20 protein-coding genes are annotated in these 19683 nt (G+C 66.5%); 1 reads left to right on the forward strand and 19 read right to left on the reverse strand.

Features of this window, described 5'->3' with window-relative positions:
• Positions 1 to 35: 35 nt before the first annotated feature.
• The 8 genes from ASF26_RS14315 to ASF26_RS14350 form a co-directional block, all read right to left on the reverse strand.
• Positions 36 to 1283, reverse strand: coding sequence for an Hsp70 family protein (locus ASF26_RS14315; protein ID WP_056255249.1), 1248 nt, complete (start codon positions 1281 to 1283; stop codon positions 36 to 38).
• A 77-nt stretch (positions 1284 to 1360) separates the two neighbouring features.
• Positions 1361 to 1918: a TerB family tellurite resistance protein gene (locus ASF26_RS14320; protein WP_056146310.1), complete on the reverse strand. Its 558-nt coding sequence runs from the start codon at positions 1916 to 1918 to the stop codon at positions 1361 to 1363.
• A 152-nt stretch (positions 1919 to 2070) separates the two neighbouring features.
• On the reverse strand, positions 2071 to 3567 hold the full coding sequence (locus ASF26_RS14325; RefSeq protein WP_056255251.1) for a carboxypeptidase M32: 1497 nt from the start codon (positions 3565 to 3567) through the stop codon (positions 2071 to 2073).
• A gap of 67 nt (positions 3568 to 3634) precedes the next feature.
• A complete protein-coding gene (locus ASF26_RS14330) occupies positions 3635 to 4951 on the reverse strand; it encodes a replication-associated recombination protein A (RefSeq protein ID WP_056255800.1) in 1317 nt (438 codons plus the stop codon).
• A 344-nt stretch (positions 4952 to 5295) separates the two neighbouring features.
• Positions 5296 to 6747: a DegQ family serine endoprotease gene (locus ASF26_RS14335; RefSeq protein ID WP_056255254.1), complete on the reverse strand. Its 1452-nt coding sequence runs from the start codon at positions 6745 to 6747 to the stop codon at positions 5296 to 5298.
• A gap of 82 nt (positions 6748 to 6829) precedes the next feature.
• Positions 6830 to 7579, reverse strand: coding sequence for a hypothetical protein (locus ASF26_RS14340; protein ID WP_156462998.1), 750 nt, complete (start codon positions 7577 to 7579; stop codon positions 6830 to 6832).
• A gap of 134 nt (positions 7580 to 7713) precedes the next feature.
• On the reverse strand, positions 7714 to 8073 hold the full coding sequence (locus ASF26_RS14345; protein WP_056255261.1) for a phasin: 360 nt from the start codon (positions 8071 to 8073) through the stop codon (positions 7714 to 7716).
• A gap of 319 nt (positions 8074 to 8392) precedes the next feature.
• On the reverse strand, positions 8393 to 9637 hold the full coding sequence (locus ASF26_RS14350; RefSeq protein ID WP_244475939.1) for a glycosyltransferase: 1245 nt from the start codon (positions 9635 to 9637) through the stop codon (positions 8393 to 8395).
• Positions 9638 to 9852: 215 nt separating this feature from the next.
• On the opposite strand from ASF26_RS14350, the gene ASF26_RS22755 reads away from it, so the two are divergent.
• The gene (locus ASF26_RS22755) at positions 9853 to 10035 is read left to right on the forward strand and encodes a hypothetical protein (RefSeq protein WP_018044516.1); all 183 of its coding nucleotides are present in this window, start codon (positions 9853 to 9855) and stop codon (positions 10033 to 10035) included.
• An 83-nt stretch (positions 10036 to 10118) separates the two neighbouring features.
• Here the strand turns inward: ASF26_RS22755 and ASF26_RS14360 are convergent, their stop codons facing one another.
• From ASF26_RS14360 to ASF26_RS14410, 11 genes are all read right to left on the reverse strand, one after another.
• Entirely contained in the window at positions 10119 to 10922 is an 804-nt protein-coding gene (locus ASF26_RS14360) for a succinate dehydrogenase iron-sulfur subunit (protein ID WP_018044517.1), read from the reverse strand.
• Between the two features lie 62 nt (positions 10923 to 10984).
• Positions 10985 to 12805 (reverse strand): succinate dehydrogenase flavoprotein subunit, encoded by a 1821-nt coding sequence (gene sdhA, locus ASF26_RS14365; RefSeq protein ID WP_056255267.1) that lies wholly within the window; start codon positions 12803 to 12805, stop codon positions 10985 to 10987.
• 28 nt (positions 12806 to 12833) lie between these two features.
• Positions 12834 to 13247 (reverse strand): succinate dehydrogenase, hydrophobic membrane anchor protein, encoded by a 414-nt coding sequence (gene sdhD, locus ASF26_RS14370; protein ID WP_056255270.1) that lies wholly within the window; start codon positions 13245 to 13247, stop codon positions 12834 to 12836.
• Positions 13248 to 13259: 12 nt separating this feature from the next.
• The gene (gene sdhC / locus ASF26_RS14375; RefSeq protein WP_056255273.1) at positions 13260 to 13661 is read right to left on the reverse strand and encodes a succinate dehydrogenase, cytochrome b556 subunit; all 402 of its coding nucleotides are present in this window, start codon (positions 13659 to 13661) and stop codon (positions 13260 to 13262) included.
• A gap of 156 nt (positions 13662 to 13817) precedes the next feature.
• Positions 13818 to 15140, reverse strand: a complete 1323-nt coding sequence (locus tag ASF26_RS14380; RefSeq protein WP_056255276.1) for an SLC13 family permease — start codon at positions 15138 to 15140, stop codon at positions 13818 to 13820.
• A 158-nt stretch (positions 15141 to 15298) separates the two neighbouring features.
• Positions 15299 to 15934, reverse strand: a complete 636-nt coding sequence (locus ASF26_RS14385; RefSeq protein WP_018044522.1) for a response regulator transcription factor — start codon at positions 15932 to 15934, stop codon at positions 15299 to 15301.
• Positions 15931 to 16461: a hypothetical protein gene (locus ASF26_RS14390; RefSeq protein ID WP_056255278.1), complete on the reverse strand. Its 531-nt coding sequence runs from the start codon at positions 16459 to 16461 to the stop codon at positions 15931 to 15933. The genes ASF26_RS14385 and ASF26_RS14390 overlap by 4 nt, the downstream gene beginning before the upstream one ends.
• On the reverse strand, positions 16458 to 17393 hold the full coding sequence (locus ASF26_RS14395) for a cytochrome D1 domain-containing protein (protein ID WP_082477644.1): 936 nt from the start codon (positions 17391 to 17393) through the stop codon (positions 16458 to 16460). The genes ASF26_RS14390 and ASF26_RS14395 overlap by 4 nt, the downstream gene beginning before the upstream one ends.
• 14 nt (positions 17394 to 17407) lie before the next feature.
• Positions 17408 to 17959, reverse strand: coding sequence for an SRPBCC family protein (locus tag ASF26_RS14400; protein WP_056255281.1), 552 nt, complete (start codon positions 17957 to 17959; stop codon positions 17408 to 17410).
• Positions 17960 to 17962: 3 nt separating this feature from the next.
• The gene (locus ASF26_RS14405) at positions 17963 to 18952 is read right to left on the reverse strand and encodes a vWA domain-containing protein (RefSeq protein WP_056255284.1); all 990 of its coding nucleotides are present in this window, start codon (positions 18950 to 18952) and stop codon (positions 17963 to 17965) included.
• Positions 18949 to 19503 carry an MxaK protein gene (locus ASF26_RS14410; protein WP_082477664.1) on the reverse strand — a complete coding sequence of 185 codons (555 nt, stop codon included), beginning with the start codon at positions 19501 to 19503 and terminating at the stop codon, positions 18949 to 18951. Before ASF26_RS14410 ends, ASF26_RS14405 begins: the two co-directional genes overlap by 4 nt.
• Between the last annotated feature and the right edge of the window lie 180 nt (positions 19504 to 19683).

Consider the following 19683-nt stretch of genomic DNA (forward strand, 5'->3'; position numbering starts at 1 on the left):
GCGCTTCGAGATCGGGGCGCCGCGTGAACCGGAGATCAGGCCGCGCGGCGACCCGCCTCAATGGTGAGTCCCGTCCCGACGGAGCCGAACGTGTCGCCGTCGACAACGCGGGCGTTCGGCACGCCCGCCACCAAAGCGGCGCGGACATGCGGCAGACCCGTCGACCCGCCGGTGAGGAACAGGGCGTCGATTCCCTCCGGCGGCAATCCCGCCTGATTCAGGCAACGCCCGATTCTTTCGGCGATGCGCCGCGAGAGCTCCTCCGTCTGAGCCACGAGGCCGGCATGATCGAGAGTGGCGGCGAGGCCCGGCTCGACCCAGCCGAGGGCCACGCCGCCCTGGCCCGCATCCGAGGCTGCGATCTTGGCGCCCTCGACCTCCATCGCCAGGGAATGCCCGCGCTCGGCCTCCACGACGGTGTAGAGCCGAGCGATCAGGTCCGGCCGGCGCGCGTCGCGACGGACCTCCTCGATCTCGCGCAAGGTCTTGGCGTTGTAGAGCCGGTTGATGCTCGACCAGGTAGCGAGATCGTGGAAATACCCGCTCGGCACGTCGAGATCGCCCCGGTTCATCGGGCTGCCGAGGCCAAACAACGGCATCACCGTGCCGAGGCTAAGACGCCGGTCGAAGTCGGTGCCGCCGATGCGCACGCCGTCATTGGCGAGGATGTCGCCGGATCGGTCGACCTTGGCATGGCGCTCGGGGGAGAGCCGCACGATGGAGAAGTCCGACGTGCCGCCGCCGATATCGGCGATGAGGGCGATCTCCTCCCCCGTCACCTGCTGCTCGTAATCGAGCGCTGCGGCGATGGGCTCGTACTGGAACGAGACGTGGCGGAAGCCGATGCTCCGTGCGATCTCGCGTAGGGCATCCTCGGCACGGGCGTCGCCCTCCGGGTCGCCATCGACGAAATGGACCGGGCGGCCGTGGACCACTGTGTCGATGGCCGTTCCGGCCTGCGCCTCGGCCCGCGTCTTCACGGCGGAGAGATAGCGGGCGATGACGTCGCGGAAGCGGATGCGCTCACGCCCCACCGGCGTCGTCTCCTCGAGCAGGGAGGAACCGAGCACCGATTTGAGGCTGCGCATCAGCCGGCCCGGCGTGCCCTCGACATACTCCGCCATGGCTGCGCGGCCGACGAGGGGCGTCCCACCCGGCGGAAAAAAGATCGCGCTGGGAATCGTGACGTGGTCGCCTTCCAGCCGCAGCAGGGCCGGCCGTCGCTCGGTGACGAGGCCGAGCGTGGTGTTGGACGTGCCGAAATCGAGGCCGCAGGCCGCCATGTAGGATCTCCGGACGGTCTGTCCGCTGGAAAGGGGGCCGCCGACCTACAGGCTGCGCTCCGCCGGGTCCACCGGTCTCAGCGCCCGAAATCGCCGGCCCGGCTCGCCTTCAACGCAGGGCTCCCGCCGGTGAGCCGGCGCTTGAGCCGCACGATCGCCTCGCGCTGCAGCTCGCTCGCGGCGGAATGGGCGCTGGCGACTTGCGAGAGCATGTCGATGAAGTGCAGTCGCTCGGCCTCGGTCAGGTTGTCCCGCAGCAGGGGCAGCAATTCGTCGGCCACCAGCGAGAACGGCCGCCGAGCCTCGGTGTAGGTCCAGGCTCGCTCGAACATGGCTGAGATCGAATCGATCTGAAGCGGAGAATCCATGAATTCCAGAATCTTGGTCTTCTCGGCGGCGGTGACGGGGCTGCCCGTGCGCACCAGCTGGATCATGAGGATCACTGCAGCGAGCCTGACGTCCCGCACTCGCTTCAGCGGCGTGCCGATGATCTCCTCCAAGGTCGACTTTGCCCGGCGCTGAAGTCCCTTCGTGTCGCGATTGACCTCCCTCAGCGCCGTCGCGGTGCCATGTGCGCGAATGATCCAGAACAGGACGGCACCCACGATCCCGATCACTGCGACGATGACGACCATGTAAACGAGCCTTTCCCCGGAGCCAGGCCGGTCGGATAATTGAATCGGCCGTGAGCATAGCGCCATGGCTGCAGCGGCAAACCCCGAGGGAAGTCAGACCCTGCGAAGGATCGCCACGCCGCAACCGATTCGCATTCAGCTGATGCGAGCGTTCAGCCTTCCCCGAGATAGCGGTGGCGCAAGTGGCGCATGTAATCCTCTGCGCCCAGGGGCTTGCCGGTGGCTGCCACGAGCAACTCGTCCGTTTCCAGGAAACTACCGCGCTCGTGTACGTTTTCGCGCAGCCACCCGCGCAAGGCGGTGAAGTCGCCCTCCGCCAGATCGGCGGGGATGCCGGGCAGGCTCTCGCGTGCGGCCCGGAAGAGCTGCGCTGCCGCCATGGCGCCGAGGGTATAGGTCGGAAAATAGCCGAAGCTGCCGCCGGGCCAGTGGATATCCTGAAGGCAGCCGAGCCGGTCGCTCGGCACGACGACACCGAGCAAGCCGCGCATGCCTTCGTCGAACGCGCCCGGAAGATCGGTGATGGCGAGGTCGCCGGCGATCATCGCCGTTTCGAGGTCGTAGCGCAGCAGGATGTGCGCCGGATAAGTCACCTCGTCGGCATCGACCCGAATCAGGCCCGGCTCCACCCGCGTGTAGAGGCGGTGCAGGTTATCGGCGTCCCAGGTGCTCCCCTCGCCTCCGAAAACATCACGCAGACAAGGCGCGAGGTAGGCACAGAACTCGACGGAGCGGCAGGCTTGCATCTCGATCAGAAGCGACTGGCTCTCGTGCAGGCTCATCCCTCGGGCATTCCCCACGGGCTGGTGCAGCCACGCAGGCGGCCGGCCCTGCTCGTAGAGGGCGTGACCGGTCTCATGTAGCACGCCCATGAGAGCGCGGGTGGCGTCGGCCTCGTCGTAGCGCGTGGTGATGCGCACGTCGTCGGTGGCCCCGCCGCAGAACGGGTGCAGGCTGATATCGAGCCGTCCGCGCTCGAAATCGAACCCGGCAGCGCGCATCAGCGTCAGCCCAAGGGCCTTCTGCGCCTCCACCGGGAACGGTCCCGGCAGTGGCATCGGCGCCGGCATCATCGCCTGTCGGTCGCGGATCGTCCCGATCAGGCCCGGCAGGGTCGCGCGAAGCTCGGAGAAGAGCGGGTCGATCACCGCCCGGCGCATGCCGGGATCGTAGCCGTCGAGGAGCGCGTCGTAGGGCACGAGGCCCAGAGCGGCGCCCTTCGCCTCCCCGACCTCCCGTTGCAGGCGCAGAGTCTCGGCGAGATGAGGCGCCAGCATCGCGAAATCGGATGCCGCCCGCGCTTCGCGCCAGACCATCTCGGAGCGGGACGACGCCTTGGAACTCGCGGCGACGAGATCGCCCGGCACGGCCGAGGCATGAAGATAGGCGCGGCGCATCTCACGCAGGTTGGCCCGTTCCCAGGCACCAAGGCCGGCCTCGTCGTCCGAGGCCTGCGCAATCAGGTCACCGGTCTCGGCGGAAGTGAGGATCTCGTGGGCAATGACCCGCAACTGGGCGAGCTGCTCGGCCCGGCCTTCCGCCGCGCCATTGGGCATCAGCGTCTGGGCGTCCCAACCGAGGATGCCGGCGGCATCCTCGACGGCGCCGATGCGGGCAAAGCGGGTGGCGAGGCTACGATAGGCGTGCATGGTCGTGGCTGGCCTTCTGCATGACTGAGTGCCGCCCTGTCACGGGATCAGGGAGCGGACGACGAGATCAGCGCTCCTCGTCACGGCGTTGCTTCCTCAAGGTTTCCCAATGGGCGAGGCGGTCGCCGTAGCGGGTTTCCATGCCCCGGTCGGTGGGCTCGTAGAAATGCTGACGGCCGAGCGCTTCGGGCCAGTAATCCTGGCCCGAGAACGCATCCGGCTCGTCGTGATCGTAGCGGTAGCCCTCGCCGTAGCCGATCTTGCGCATGAGCTTGGTCGAGCCGTTGAGGATCGTCCGGGGCGGCGGCAGCGAGCCGTGCTCCTTGGCCACCCGCGTCGCCGCCTTGTAGGCATTGTAGACCGCGTTCGATTTCGGCGCGCAGGCGAGATAGACCGTAACCTGCGCCAGAGCGAGTTCACCCTCCGGCGAACCGAGGAAGTCGAACGCATCCTTGGCGGCGGTGGCGACGACCAGGGCCTGCGGGTCGGCGAGGCCGATATCCTCCACCGCCATGCGCACGAGGCGTCTTGCGATGAACAGCCTGTCCTCTCCGCCGTCGAGCATGCGGCAGAGATAGTAGAGCGCCGCATCGGGGTCGGAACCGCGCACCGTCTTATGCAGGGCACTGATCAGGTTGTAGTGGCCTTCCTGGCTCTTGTCGTAGATCGGCGCCCGGCGCTGGACGATCTCCTGCAGGGTCGCGGCATCGAAGATCTCGTCGCGCTTGGCCGAGCGCCAAACCTCTTCCGCCAGGGTCAGGCAGGCGCGCCCATCGCCATCGGCCATGCGGACGAGGACGCTGCGCGCTTCTTCGTCCAGCGGCAGCGGCCGTCCGGTCAACGCCTCGGCGCGAACCAAGAGCTTGGCGATGGCCGCATCGTCGAGGGAGCGGAACAGCAGGACGCGGGCGCGCGAGAGCAGCGCGGCGGTGAGCTCGAAGGATGGGTTTTCGGTAGTGGCGCCGACGAGCGTCACGGTTCCATCTTCCATGACGGGAAGGAAAGCGTCGAGCTGCGCCCGGTTGAAGCGGTGGATCTCGTCCACGAAGAGCAGCGTCCCCTGCCCCATCGTCCTGCGCTGGCGCGCCGCTTCGAAGACCTTCTTCAGGTCGGCGATACCGGAGAAAATCGCCGAGATCTGCTCGAACTTGAGATCGGTCTCGTGGGCCAGGAGACGCGCTACCGTGGTCTTGCCGGTGCCCGGCGGCCCCCAGAACACGAGCGAGCCGAAGGATTTTCCGTTGAGGAGCCGGGTCAGGGAGCCGTCCGGCCCGGTCAGGTGCTCCTGTCCCACCACCTCGGCGAGGGAGCGCGGGCGCAGTCGGTCGGCGAGCGGGCGCGGCGCGTCGTTCTGCAGGCCGGCGGAAGCGAAGAGATCGGACATCGACGCATAGAAGACGTGGCCTGCGTCATCCCGCAATCCGCAAATGGCTCCGTCCCCGCGTTTCGGCGGATCTGCCCCGGTGCAGCGGATGCTCCTTGCCGTGTTCGAAGAGTGTCCCGTCCGCCCCGTGGATGATGCATTTAGGCGGCCTTTTGGCTCCTCATGAGAACAAGATGAACGGGGTTTGGTCGAAGGTCAGTCGTGGCCATGCGATGGCCATGTCGTCGTCTCCCTCCGCCATGAGTTCGGCATGAGCCAGGCCGGGACCTAAGCCGCCTGACTCTCCCGCAAGCGTATCTGGACGGATGGCCCCGGATGCCGGCAGCGAAGACCGACCTAAGACCCTACCCTCCGAACACCGAGGTCAGCACGGCGCCGCCCCGATTGATCGCAATCTCCCACATGCCCGAACTTGACCGGGTCAAGCGCTCGAGGTCCTTGGTTGTGGTCACCGGGACGCCATTGATGGCGACGATCACGTCGCCGATCTGAAGGCCGGCGCGGGCCGCCATTGACCCTTCGTCGATGGACGAGACCGCGACGCCTTCGCTGGCGAAGTCCTTCTGCAACTCCTCGGCCACGGCCGGCGAGGTATTGACCAGGGTGGCCCCGAAAAAGGGCGAGCGCGTGCGCACCTTCACGGCGTCGCGCGGTCGCGTCTCGGGGGCCGAGGCGAGCTTGACCGAGATAGTGGAGCGGGTGGTGCCGCGTAGGATGCCGAACTTTGCGGTTCCGCTGATGCCTTTGAGGGCGAAGCGGTAGCCGAAGGCTTCCGGATCGTCGACGACCTTGTCGTCCACCGTGAGAATCAGGTCGCCGCGTTTCAGGCCGGCCTCTTCGGCCGGGCTCTTCGGCTGCAGGCTCGCGACCAAGACCCCGGTCGGATGGTCGAGGCCCATGCTCTCGGCAATGTCGGGCGTGACGTTTTGCACCCGCGCCCCGAGCCAGGGGCGACGCACGGTGGTGGCGCCACCCTTGGCCGTCTCGACCACGGCGCGGACCATGCTGGTGGGAATGGCGAAGCCGATGCCGTGACTTCCCCCCGATTGCGAATAGATCGCCGTGTTGATGCCGACGAGCCGACCCTTGAGATCGACAAGTGCACCGCCGGAATTTCCCGGATTGATCGCGGCATCGGTCTGGATGAAGAACTGATAGTCGGAGGAACCGACCTGGGTGCGCGCCAGTGCGGAGACGATGCCTTGCGTCACCGTCTGGCCGACCCCGAACGGGTTGCCGATCGCCATGACGAAGTCGCCGACCTCGAGAGCTTCCGAATCGCCCATGGGCATCGGTACGAGCCCGCCGACGGGGCTCTTGATCTTGATCACGGCGAGATCGGTGCGGGGATCGCGCAGGACGATGCTCGCCTCGAACTCCCGCCGATCTGAGAGCGAGACACGAACTTCGTTCATGTTGTCGATGACGTGGTTGTTGGTGATGACGAGGCCGGACTCATCGACGATGACACCGGAGCCGAGCGATTTCTGCGCCCGCTCGCCCGGCATGCCCTGGCCACGGCCCGAGCCCTGCTCACCGAAGAACCGGCGCATGAACTCATCCATGGCGCTGCGCGATGTGCCGCGCTGCTCCACATGCGAGGCGTAGACGTTCACCACTGAGGGCGCCGCGCGCTTCACTACCGGCGCGAAGGAGAGATCGACCTCGCCCTTCGAACTCGGCACGGCCTTGGCCGGTGCATGCGCCTCCGGTGTCTTCATCATCTGCGCCTGGGCACTAGGCGAGACGGCGATGGTCGCCGTGACGAGGCAGGCGAGCAGCGGCCGATGAAACATCGCGATCTCCCGGATGGCAGGCGGCGGAGCCGCTGCAGAATCCCGGATATCTAGACGCGCCGGGGCGTCAGCGCGAGGGGTGTCACGGACGGCGGAGCGTTGCGGCGATGCACCCTGCCCGGCGTGCGAGACTCGCGATGCAGCTTAAAGAGGCATCGGCTGCCCGCTGCATCTCGGTAACTTGGAGGCGCAGGACATCGGCCGGGTTCTTCGCCGTCGACAGGGCGCGCCAATGCGCGAATGTGGCGATGCTCTCGTTGCGGACATAGGTCGTCAACGTGTCATTGGCGGCCGAGATCTCGGTCAAGGCCGAGGCGGTGACGGCGACGGTGTTCGTCGGCGGCGAGACGAGGTCCTGGGCAGAGGCAATGGCGCATTCGATCTCGGCGGGCAGAAGGGAATCCTCAACTGCCTCGCTTTCGCCTTGCGGGCTATTGCCGGGAGGAGCGTGGCTCGACGCCTCCTGTTCAGTGGCTGCCGTCACGACATCGGCGGCAGGTGGACTGTCCTGAGACGGGGTGTAGCCCGAGGGGGCGGCTTCCGGGACGGCGTGAATGACTTCCGCCACATCCTGTCCAGTCAACAGCGCATCCGGTGACACGGTCTCCATCAATGTCTCACGCACGGGCAAGTTTTCACTCACGGGCAAGGCCTCAGAGTCGGGGGCAGCGACGTCGGGCGTGGATACTGAGACCGGCCCATCGTCCACAGCCAGGTTCTGCGAAACCGGCACCGGGTCGTCGGCAGCCGTATCAGCGTTGGAAAGTCGCGCCGATTGTCCGGCTTTGCCTCCCCCGCGACCGATCGAGCGTGCTTGTCGGCGTGTGGCCATGATTCGCGTCCCCTTCGTGCACAATCGACCGCGCATGGCCCGGCCCCGGCGTGCGCCCGTGTTCCAAGCACGTTACCGCGTCCATGCCATTTGCGCGAACCGACACCGGGCCAGTCCGCGCAGAGGGGCTAGGATCAGACGCTTTTGGCGGCGGACTGAGCCAGAGCGCCGAGATCCTTGACCTGAGATTGAAGCGTCGAAATCTGGCTGCGCAGGAACTCGCTCTGCAGCTCGAAAGCCTCTTTCAGATCGCGGGTGCGCACCAGCTTCTGGGCGAAGTCGAAGGTCGTGTTGGCATTGGTCTGAACCTGATCGAGGCCCTTGGCGATTACGGATTGGATCGCTCCCTGCGCCGTCGTCGACGAGGTCTGGAGCTGTTCGGCGGATTTCACCACCGTGCCGAGCAGGTTGGTCACAGCGGTGCGGGCCTGATCGACGCTCTTTTCTGCGAAGTCGCGCAATTCGGCCGGGATCTCATAGGTCGGCGCGTTCATGTCGGTCCTCACTGAATCAACGGGAGCGACACGGAATGGCGCGCCGCACCATCGATATGTTGCGTCGCAATATGAGAGTCAAGACGGCCTTGGAGCAAGGTCCGTCTGTAGCGGCGCAATCCGGGCCCTCGTTCGTAATCAACCAGGGGGCGATAGTCTTTGAACGTGCTGTTTCGTCAAGCACATCGAGGGCCGTCACACGAAAGGCGCGTAGTAATAACACGTCGGCGGCTGTGTTGTGAATGCAGGCAAGTAGGATGATTCCGCGCAACGGGGTCTGATCCCGAAGCACCACCGCGCGGGGTTTGTGCGACGGCAGCTATTCTGGTGTTCCGAGGACGTCAGTCGGTGTGGGCGATACGTTTCGCGCGATCCTTCGATAAAGGTGGTCGAGCGCATCTGCATGGGCGTCGATGGACATGGGAGCGTCCCAGTAATGGGCGTGAGCGGCGCGCCCGAGCGTTTCCGCCCTGATCGCATCGAGATTTCGGAACGCCGTCGCGAGGGCTGCCCGCTCCGGCGCGACCACATAGCCGGTGACGCCGTCGATCACTTTCTCCGCGGCCCCGGACCTATCCGACGCGACTACCGGCAGCCCGACAGCCAGGGCCTCGTAGACGGTCAGAGGGCCAGTCTCGAACCACCGAGACGGTGCGACCAGCGCCCTCGCCCGCTGAACGAGGATGGCGGATACCTCGTTCGGCGATCGCCATCCGAGCATTTCCACATGTGGCTGCACCCGCAATTCGGCCTCCAGCGGGCCGGTGCCGATGAAGAGCGCCGGTATGCCGGCATCCCGCGCCGCCTCGGCGACGAGATCTGCGCCTTTCTCGCGGGTCAAGCGGCCCACATAGGCGATGGCTTTCCCGGCCGCCGGATCGGCCCGCACTCCCTTCTCAACGCGCACGGGATTGTCGATGCGGTGATGGGTGATGGACAGGGAGCCGAGGAGATCGCCCATCCGACGGATGCTGGCATCGCAGACATGGACCACGTGGAGATGGCGGCGACGCAAGGCGCGGTTCTGGGTGATGCTCCGCCCGACCCGGATTGCCTTGTGAAGGCGGCTTTTCGGGTCGCAGGGAGCCAAGACACAGGATGCGGAGAGCGGCGTCAGTCCGCACGGGCGATCCTGATCGAAGCGGTAATAAACTCCGTTGGGGCAGGCCAGGAAGTAATCGTGCAGGGTCACGACCAGCGGGATGCCGCTGTCGAGCAGGACGGGGAACACGCTCGGCGACAGGCTGCGGGTCCATTGATGCAGATGGACGATATCCACCGGTCGCGGGAGGGCGCCGAGTACGGCGCGCAAACGGTCGGCTGAATCTCGGCTCCAGATGCCGGACAGCGCCGCCTCCAGGGCCGGGCGGTTCCAGATGTCGGTATTGCCGAGGCAGACGCGCCGGATGTTTGGATGATCGAGGAGCGGATCCGCTGGTCCGTCGATCGCCTGGATGAAGGTGATGTCGACCCCCGCTCCGGCGAGGCCGTGCGCCGACTCCACCGCAACCTTCTCGGCACCGCCGCTCGCCACGGCGAACTCTGCGAGGATCACGATATGCATGGTCTGCCCGGAACCTCGGCCGGCCTTCGGGCCCGTCATGCCCATGCCGTGGCGGCGACGCTAGGGGCTATCGCCTCACGTCCGGTAAACGCCACAGGCCGAGCGGCAAGCCGTTATGCCGGCGGCAACGGAAGGGATCGGGCATCGTCTCCTCGCGTTGGTCAAGGTGATTCCGCCGCCCCTGGCGGCGGTCAGGCGAGCCAGAGGAGGCACCCATGTCAGACCCCAAGCCAACATCCACGTCGGACACCGACGAGAAGCGTCGTGTGGATCCGGCGCCCAGCAATGACAAGACGAATCCCGAAAATCATCAGGACGAAATGAGCCAGCGACTGGACGAGGCGCTTGAAGAGACCTTCCCGTCCAGCGACCCGGTCTCAGTGAAGATCACGAAGTAATCGGCCATAGGGACGAAAAACGCCAAAGCCGAGATGCGGGGCATCTCGGCTTTGGCATCAATGCGCTGTCATGAGGTCGCGTATCAGACCTCGCGCGACACCATCATCTTCTTGATCTCGGCGATGGCCTTTGCCGGGTTCAGACTTTTCGGGCAGGCATTGGCGCAGTTCATGATCGTGTGGCAGCGGTAGAGCCGGAACGGATCGTGAAGGGCATCAAGGCGTTCGCCGGTATTCTCGTCGCGGCTGTCGATAAGCCAGCGGTAGGCCTGCAACAGGGCCGCGGGGCCGAGGAAGCGATCGCCGTTCCACCAGTAGCTCGGACAGGACGTCGTGCAGCAGGCGCACAGAATACACTCGTAGAGGCCGTCGAGCTGGGCGCGATCCTCCGGTGTCTGCTTCCATTCGCCTTCGGGCGCAGGCGTCTCAGTCTGGAGCCACGGCTCGACCGAGGCGTGCTGGGCGAAGAAGTTTGTGAGGTCGGGGACGAGATCCTTGAGGACCGGCATGTGTGGCAGCGGGTAGATCCGCACCGCGCCGGTTTTCTTGCCCTTCGCATGCTCCTGGCACTCATCGATGCCCATGGTGCAAGCGAGTGCATTCTGGCCCTCGATATTCATGGCGCAAGAGCCGCAGATGCCTTCGCGGCAGGAGCGGCGGAACACCAGGGTCGAATCGACCTTGGCCTTGATCCAAAGGAGGGCATCGAGGACCATCGGCCCGCAATCGTCCCGGTCGACCTGATAGACGTCGACCCGCGGATTTGCGCCGTCATCCGGGTTCCAGCGATAGATCCGGAATTCCTGAAGATTGTTGCCCCCCGTCGGCCGTGGCCAAGTCTTGCCTTCGGTGATCTGGGAGTTTTTAGGAAGGTTGAATTGGGCCATGGTTCGGGGTGCCTAAATCCGTCTCGTGAGTACCATCGTCCGGCGAAATCTCAGTCTTTTCCCTAGTAAACACGAGCCTTTGGTTCGATGTATTGAATCTCATTTGACATTGTATACGTATGAACCGGGCGGTAATCGATATTCACCCGCTGGGATTTGTCGTCGAGCCATGAAAGGGTGTGCTTCATCCACTCCTTGTCGTCGCGATCGGGGAAGTCCTCGCGGGCATGCGCCCCGCGGCTTTCCTTGCGGTTGGCCGCCGATTCCATGGTGACGACGGCCTGTCCGATCAGGTTGTCGAATTCCAGGGTCTCGAGCAGATCGGTGTTCCAGATCAGAGAGCGGTCGGTGATCTTGATATCGGACTCGCCCTGCCAGACCTTGTGAATCAGAGCCTTGCCTTCTTCCAGCACTTCGCCGGTGCGGAAGACAGCGCAGTTGTTCTGCATGGTCTTCTGCATCTCGGCGCGCAGTTCCGCCGTCGGCGTGCCGCCATTCGCGTAACGGAAGCGGTCGAGGCGGGCGAGCGCCTTGTCGGCGGAATCCTTCGGCAGGTCCATCTGGCGGGCGCCGGGCTCGACGATCTCGGCACAGCGCAGGCCGGCGGCCCTGCCGAACACCACGAGGTCGATGAGCGAGTTCGAGCCGAGGCGGTTGGCACCGTGCACGGAGACGCAAGCCGCTTCGCCCAGAGCCATCAGACCCGGCACCACCGTATCGGGATTGCCGTTCTTCAGGGTCAGCACCTCACCATGATAGTTCGTGGGGATGCCGCCCATGTTGTAATGGACTGTCGGCAGGACCGGGATCGGCTCCTTGGTGACGTCGACGCCCGCGAAGATCTTCGCCGATTCCGAGATGCCCGGAAGGCGCTGATGCAGAATCGCCGGATCGAGGTGGTCGAGGTGCAGGTAGATGTGGTCGCTCGTCTTGCCAACGCCGCGGCCGGCGCGGATCTCCATGGTCATTGAACGCGAGACCACGTCGCGCGAGGCCAGATCCTTGGCGCTGGGAGCATAGCGCTCCATGAAGCGCTCGCCCTCGGAATTGGTAAGGTAGCCGCCCTCGCCGCGGGCGCCTTCGGTGATGAGGCAGCCGGCGCCGTAGATGCCGGTGGGATGGAACTGCACGAATTCCATGTCCTGCAGCGGCAGGCCAGCGCGCAGCACCATGGCGTTACCGTCGCCCGTGCAGGTATGGGCAGAGGTCGCCGAGAAGTAAGAGCGGCCGTAGCCACCGGTGGCCAGGATTGTCATCTGGGCGCGGAAGCGATGGATCTCACCCGAGGCCTGATCGATGGCGATGACGCCGAGGCAGCGGCCCTCCTCGTCCATGATGAGGTCGAGGGCGAAGTACTCGATGAAGAAGTTGGTGTGGTTCTTCACCGCTTGGCCGTAGAGCGTGTGGAGCATGGCGTGGCCGGTGCGGTCAGCCGCCGCGCAGGTGCGCTGGGCGGTGCCCTTGCCGTAATCGGTGGTCATGCCACCGAAGGGGCGCTGGTAGATCTTGCCTTCCTCGGTGCGCGAGAACGGCACGCCCCAGTGTTCGAGCTCGTACACCGCTGCGGGCGCGTTGCGCACGAGGTACTCGATCGCGTCTTGGTCGCCGAGCCAGTCCGACCCCTTCACGGTGTCGTACATGTGCCAGCGCCAATCGTCGGGGCCCATATTGCCAAGGGAAGCCGAGATGCCGCCCTGCGCCGCCACGGTGTGCGAGCGCGTCGGGAACACCTTCGAGATGCAGGCCGTACGCAGGCCGGCCTGTGAGCAGCCCACGGTAGCGCGCAGACCAGCGCCGCCGGCGCCGACGATCACGACGTCGAACGTATGGTCGATGATGGAATAGGCCGGCGCGCCGTTGCCGCTGGTTCCGTTGGTGGCCATGGGCAGATCCTTCGGGTTCGGGGGCGGGTCAGACGAGCTTGCCGAGGCTCACGCGCAGGATTGCGTAGAGGCAGGCAACGGCGACGACGACCGCGTAGGCATTGTTGGCGAACAGGCTGGCGAGCTTCAGTCCCTTGGAGTGGACGTAATCCTCGATGATGACCTGCATGCCGATCCTCATGTGGAGCGTGACCGAGATCACGGCGAGGATCAGGACGAGCGCGACGAGCGGGTGCGACATCAGCGCGACCGCCTCCGGGTAGGGCCGGTTGGCCATCATCGCGACGATGACGATGAAGCCGACCATCAGTGGCGCGTTGGCGGCGGCGGTGAGGCGCTGCTGCCAGAAGTGACCGGCCCCATGGCCGGAGGCGCCGAGGCCCTTTACCCGGGCGCGCGGCGTCCGCATGGTCACGTTCGTGTTCTGACGGTTGTCTGCCATGGCGATCGCTCCTCAGCGCAGGACGAGGGCGAGCGCCCAGATCAGGACGGTCAGGATCACGGAGCCGATCAGAGTGGCGCGGGCGAGGCCCATGCGCTGCTCGCGGTCGAAGCCGTAGCCGAAATCCCAGATGAAATGGCGCAGGCCACCCAGCATGTGGTGCATCAGGATCCAAGTATAGGCGAAAAGAACCAGCTTCCCGATGATCGAGCCGAAGAACCACGCAACCCAGCCATAGGCTGCCGGACCGGAGGCGAGCGCCACGAGCCAGATCGCCACCAGGGCGGTGCCGCCGTACAGCGCGGTGCCAGTGACGCGGTGGAAAACCGACATCGCCATGGTCCAGGTCCAGCGGTAGATCTGGAGATGGGGCGAGAGCGGCTGGGCGACCGTGGGGCGGACGGTAGGTGCCATTCTGCGAAAGTCCTCGGCGCTGTGGAGCCAATGCCAGCAGGGATGCTGCTCAGATTGGACCGTCTCTAAAGGGGTACGGTCCATGCGCCAATGCGCAAGCCGTATTGATGTGCATTGCGGTGTGACACACTCAACAGATCGTCATTCGGCTCGCGCTCATGGAAAACGGCCCAGAATGTACCACCAGAGGTAGTCCAGCGGAGCGATGACGAAGAGTGAGGCGAGGCCGACCACGAGGGTCAGGATAGTCGCCGACCGGAGCGGTACCCGCCCCAGATCCATCGCCATCACGATGGGTGGGGCTTGGTAGGGCAGGAACAGAGTCGAGTATCCCACGACCTGGATCATCACCACGTTGGCGAGGTCCAGTCCGCTCGCGCGCGACATCTCGCCGGCCAAGGCCGTGTATAGGGCCGGTGCGCCGTTGGCCGTGACGACGATCGCGAAGAGCGACGCGATGGCTGTCAGCACGCCGAAGTTCTGGGCCGGCGCTCCGGGTTCCAAGGGCGCGACCGCGAGCAGAGCATGGCCGAGCCTTGCGCCCAGACCCGTCTCGTTGACCACTGCCACCAGTCCCAGCAGCGCGGCGACGTAGAAGCAGGTCCGCAGGTTCACCGCGCCGAAGGCTTCCGCAGGCAATACGCCGATGCGGGGAAGGAGGCAGATCACCGCCGCCGTCAAGCCGACCCAGGCCGGGGCGATATGGTGGAGGCTGTCCGTTACCCAGAAGGCCAAGGTCAGGGCGAGAATGATCGTGAGTCGCCGCTCCTCCGGCGAGAATGCCGGTGCGGGCTCGTCCGTATCCACAGCGGCGGCGCTCATCTGGTCCGGGAACAAGCGCACGATGGCTGCCACGAGGATCATGCCCTTCACGCCGGCGAGGACGGGTGCGTGGAGCAGAAGGTAGGGCAGATAGGCGAGGTGCAGGCCGTATTGCGTCTCTGCGGTGCCAGCCATGACGAGGTTGGGGACGTTGGCGGGCAGGATCGCCGCGGACAAGAGCGGCGTCGCCAGGGCTACCGCGAGAACCGCCCCGCTCCGGCCGGGGCGACCGGGCCCCAGGCCGAACGCGTCACAGAGCGCCAACACCACCGGGATCATCAGCGCAATGCGCCCGAGGTTCGAGGGCATCACGAAGGCAAGGGCAAAGGACAGGGCGACGACGGCGCCGATGAAGCCCGTGTAGGAGCCCGATAGCCGGCCGGCCAGGCTGCGCGCCAGGCGGGTGCCGAGGCCGGTCCGGGTGATCGCGAGGCCGACCACCATCCCGCTCAGCACGAGCCAGAAGGCCGACGAGGAGAAGCCGGAAAAGACAGTCGATGCAGGCGCGAGCTTCAGAAGCATCGCGGCGGCAAAGAACAGCATCGCCGTGACCACCTCGGCAACGATGCCGGTCGCCCACAGGCCCATGCAAACGACGAGCAACATCCCGGTCACGAGAACCGTCTGTTCATCTGCGAGGATGGACGCCGCCTGCATCTGCGGGGAATGCTCCGCTGGAGCCGGGCAGAATGGGTCTCCCGTCTCACCGCGCGGACATTGATCTCGAATTGGAGTGGTTCGCAATTCGGATATCGCCGACCGATCCTTCGCGAACGGCGAAGGATAGCCGATGCGCCGGGCGTCGAGAACGCGGTTCAGCGCACCCGTTTTTCCTGGTCCACGGCAAAGCGAATGAGATCGGCCAAGGTCCTCAACCCGAGCTTCTGACGCATGGCGGAGCAGGTGTTGAGGACAGTGCGGTACTTGATCGACAATGTGTCGGCGATGCTCTGATACGAGGTCCCACGGCTGAGGAGGGAAAGGATCTCACGCTCTCGGTTGCTCAGATCCGCCAGGGGTGAGCGGCGGGCTCCGGCCTGCAGCACCGCGATCTCTACCGCGAGGTCGTGATCGAGGTAGCTTCGCCCGGCGCGTACCGCTTCGAAGGCCTTGAGGAATTCCGCTGTCCGAACATCCTTGAAGACGTAGCCGATGGCTCCGCTCTCCAGGGCGCGCGAAACGATGACCGGGTCGTTGTGCATGCTGAAGGCGAGGATGCGCGTCTCCCGCGCGAGGGTGTGGATGCGCCGGATCAGCGATAGGCCGGACAGCCCCTCCCCCTGCAGGCTGAGGTCGGCCACCACCATCGGCGGGCGCAGGCGGTGAAAGATCCGGTAGGCGGACATGATGTCGGTGGCTTCGTGGATGGTCTCGACACCGGCATCCTCCATGAGGCGCCGGAAGCCGCGCAGGACCACGGGATGATCGTCCACCACGAGAACGGCGGTCACGGCGATACGCGTCCCTCGCCCTGGAGCGAGTAGCGCTCCTTCAGCCGCGTGAGGGCGGTCGCCCGGTCGGCTCCCTGCTGGCGGGTGTTGTAATAGTGCTGGCACATCTCGCCGAAGAGCTGCTTGCGGTGGGTGGCGGCGGCGACCTCCTCCAGCCCGTCGAGAAGATCGGCATAGGGTTCGGGCTTTCCCGCCTCGGCCAGCATCTCGCCGAGCTGGACGATGCGGTTGGCCATCATGCGCGGATCCTCGATGAAGACCGCCTTGGCGCGGGCGAGGCTGTGGCGGAGATGCTCGGTCTGCGAGCCCACCTCCGCGGCGGGCCTGCCGATCTCGCGGCTCGCGAGCCACCGGGCCGGCTCGGTGGGGTCCGTATGCGAGAGCCAAGTCGGAACGTCCGCATCGGATTTCGTGGCGACGAGGGCCTGATCCTCGGTCTTCGCTGCCTCGCTGCCGGCCTCCTCGCCTTTGTCGCAGGCCGCCAGGGCAAGGGGGAGGCACAGGATCGCGTGGCTGATCCGTTTCATCGCACCGCCTCCGGGTTCGCGCCGACGGCGAGGCTGCGTGGCCCCTCCGCCACGGGGATGCGGGCGGTTTCCTTCAACGATCTCAGGTCGATGACCGAGACCGAATCCGAGAACCAGTTCGCCACATAGGCGAAGGACCCATCGACGGCGATCCCCTCGGGATAGCGCCCGACCGGGATCGTCGTCTTGAGATCGAGGCTGTCTGAGTCGAGCACCGCCACGGTGCCCGCCTGCTGGTTGGTGACGAGGACGAGGCTGCCGTCCTCGCTGGTCGCGACGCCGTAGGGCATGCCGCCGATCCTCACCGTGGTCGTCACCGTCAAGCTGCCCGTGTCGACGACGCTGAGGTCGCCGCTGCGGACATTGCCCACGTAGAGCCTGTCTTCGCCCGGGCTCAGGCCGAGGGCGAACGGCCCCTCGCCCACCGACACCGTCGCCACCCGCTCCATGCGCGCGGTGTCGATGACACTTACCTGCCGGCTCTCGCGGTCGGCCACGTAGAGCCGGCCGCGCCGATCCAGGACGAGGCCGGCCGGGTCCTTGCCCACGGGGCAGTCGCCCTCGACGGCTCCGGTCGATGCGGAGAGGCGGACCACCCGTCCCCCGGCCCAGTCGCCGACGAAGAGGCTCAGCCCGTCCGCCGAGGCGGCGATGCCGAAGGCCTGTCCCGGAAACGGCAGGCGTCTCAGCACGGCGCGGGTTCGTCCATCGACCACGTCGATTCCGGCATGGTCCGGTTGACTCAGGTAGAGGCGGCCGTTCGGTCCGGTCGCTACCTGCGCGATCCCCTGCCCCACCGCGATGGTAGCCGCGACCGTGGTTGCCCCGGCCTCGATGCGGCTCAGCGTCCCCGCTCCCTGGCTCGCCACATAGACGGGCCCGGCCTCCACCCGAGGGGTGGAGAGCGTCAGGACGAGACCGGCAAGGAGCATCGGGCGCGAAGGATTCATCGCGCCGTCTTGCCCTCCAGGCGCGCCTTCAGACCCTGGAGCCCGTTGCTGAAATAGAGGTTCATGGCATCCTTGCCGGCGGCGTCGCTGAGCTCCTCCGGTGGCTCGTTGCCGGTGTCGCCGCGATAAAAGCGGCCGAGCCACTCGACCTTCGAGCCCTCGCCGTCCGGCGAGACGGTGATCGTGGCCGAGTAGGAGGAGACCGGCAGCGCCTTCAGGTCGGCATCGCCGAGACGGTAGGAATAGCTGCGCTTGGCTGCATCCCACTCGTCGAGTCCTTCGTCGAGGGTGCCGCCGTTCTTCAGGGTCAGCGTCCGACGACCGCCCGAGGCGTTGCCGCCGGTGCCGACGCTCTTGGCCACGTCCGGATGCCAGTTCGAGATGCCGGCGAAGTCGCCGACCACGGCCCAGACGGCATCGGGCTTTGCCGCGATGGCGATGGACTGGTCCACCTTCTGCGGCGTCGGGCCGTGCGCGAGGGCCGTGGTTGCGAGGAAGGCGGTGGCTGCCAGGGGAGCGAGGAACGCGGACGGCAGGGCAAAACGCATCGATCAGACCTTTTTTACCGGGACAAAACGGCCGGCCCCGAACAGAGGGGCGGCGAAGACGGCGAGGATCAGCGCGAGGGCGATCCCGCCGAAGACGGGGCGCAGGTCGAGGCTGCCCGGGAGCGGGCGCGGGGTCGCCGCGCCCGTCAAAGCTTTCCCAAGCCCCGAAGGGCCATCGAGATGGGCGTAGGTCAGGCCCGTCGCCTGCGCGAGGGTCTTGAGATAAGGCTCGCGCACGGATGAAAGATGCTCGGTGCCCGAGGCCGCCGCGGCCCCGAAGGGGGCATTGCGCGGGTTGTAGCCCTCGCGGCTCTCGGCATCGGCGGGGGGCGGCCCGAACCGGTTCTCCTGCTGGACGTCGCCCGATCCGTAGAAGCCGGTCTCACGGCCGCGATCGTTGTAGCGCGGGATCGGCGACAGGGCGTAGGCCCCCGCGCCGACGATGAGCCCGCGCACGGCGCCCGGCTTTCCGTCGAAGGTGGGGCCGCCGGTGCTGGGCAGGGGCGGCGCTTCGTGGCCATCGGTGATGAAGACGAGGTCGGTGCTGAGACCGGCCGCCATCTCCACAGAGCGAAACAGGCCGGCCGAGATGCGGCTGTCGCCTTCCCAGGCCATGCGCCAATCCAGGGCACTCAGCGCACCGTCCAGGGGGCCGAAATCGGCGCAGACTTCGATGGGGGTGAACAGCAGGAATGGCCGGCGTTCGGTGAACAGGGCCAATGCCACGCGCGATCCGCAGGGCAGCGCGGTGACGAGTTCGCGCAGGGCTGCTTTCGCCGTGTCCAGACGGCTCTGCGGTTTGCCGTCTGGGCCGACGTAGTCGCGGACGTTCATGCTGCCGGTGATGTCGAGGACCGCCAGAATCTCGACGCCATTGCGGGTCAGCGGCAGGGGGCGAGCCACGAAGGTGAGCGCCACGAGCGCTAGTGCGGCGGCCAGGAGCTGGAGCCGCCGGTCGCGCAGGTTTCGGCGGATGAGGCCGGGCGCGCTCACGGCTCGCCTCGCGGCTGGCCGGGGATCTCTGTCCAGATCTTCTTCGGTTCGGCCTTCAACTCGTCTCCGGTCTTGCGGTCGAATTCGGGAAAGTCGCGGAGCAGGCGCGAGGCCACGTCGAGGTTGAACTTGGCGTCCCAGAGGTCCGGCCGACCCTGGAGCGCGCGCCGATAATCCTGACGGGCCAAGGTGATGAGCGGTCCGGCCGGATCGAGGTTGCTCCGTTCCAGATGGTCGAAGGCCTGGCGCAGGCGGGCATTGCCGAGCGCATAACGGGCGCGCGCGGAGAGGTCGGTCTCGCCCCGGCGGTCGAGGGATTCGATCAGCGGCTCGATCTCCTCGGTCACGCCGCGGCGGGCGAGGTGCTGTACCCGCGCCAGCAAGAGCGGAGCCGGCGCGTCGATGGAAACGGGGACGTCCTTGCCGGCCACCAGAGCGGCGATCGTGGCGTTGTCCCGCGCCATGCGCCAAGCCGCCGCGCCGAATCCGAGGGCCACGAGAAGCAGCAGAATCGGCAGGGCGAGGAGAAGGTGCGGGCGGGCGCGGCGCAGGGCGCCGCCCAGTCCGGCACCGGCTCCCCCTCTCCCTTCCGCGGGAGAGGGTGGCCCTCGCGTGAGCGAGGGTCGGGAGAGGGGAGCGCGCTGTCCGGAGAGGTCGCCCCCTCTCCCGGTCGCTCCGCGACCACCCTCCCCCGCAGAGGGGGGAGGGTTGGCGCGCTGCGGCGATATTGG

The sequence above is a fragment of the Methylobacterium sp. Leaf93 genome, assembly GCF_001422345.1.
GTDB lineage: Bacteria > Pseudomonadota > Alphaproteobacteria > Rhizobiales > Beijerinckiaceae > Methylobacterium > Methylobacterium bullatum.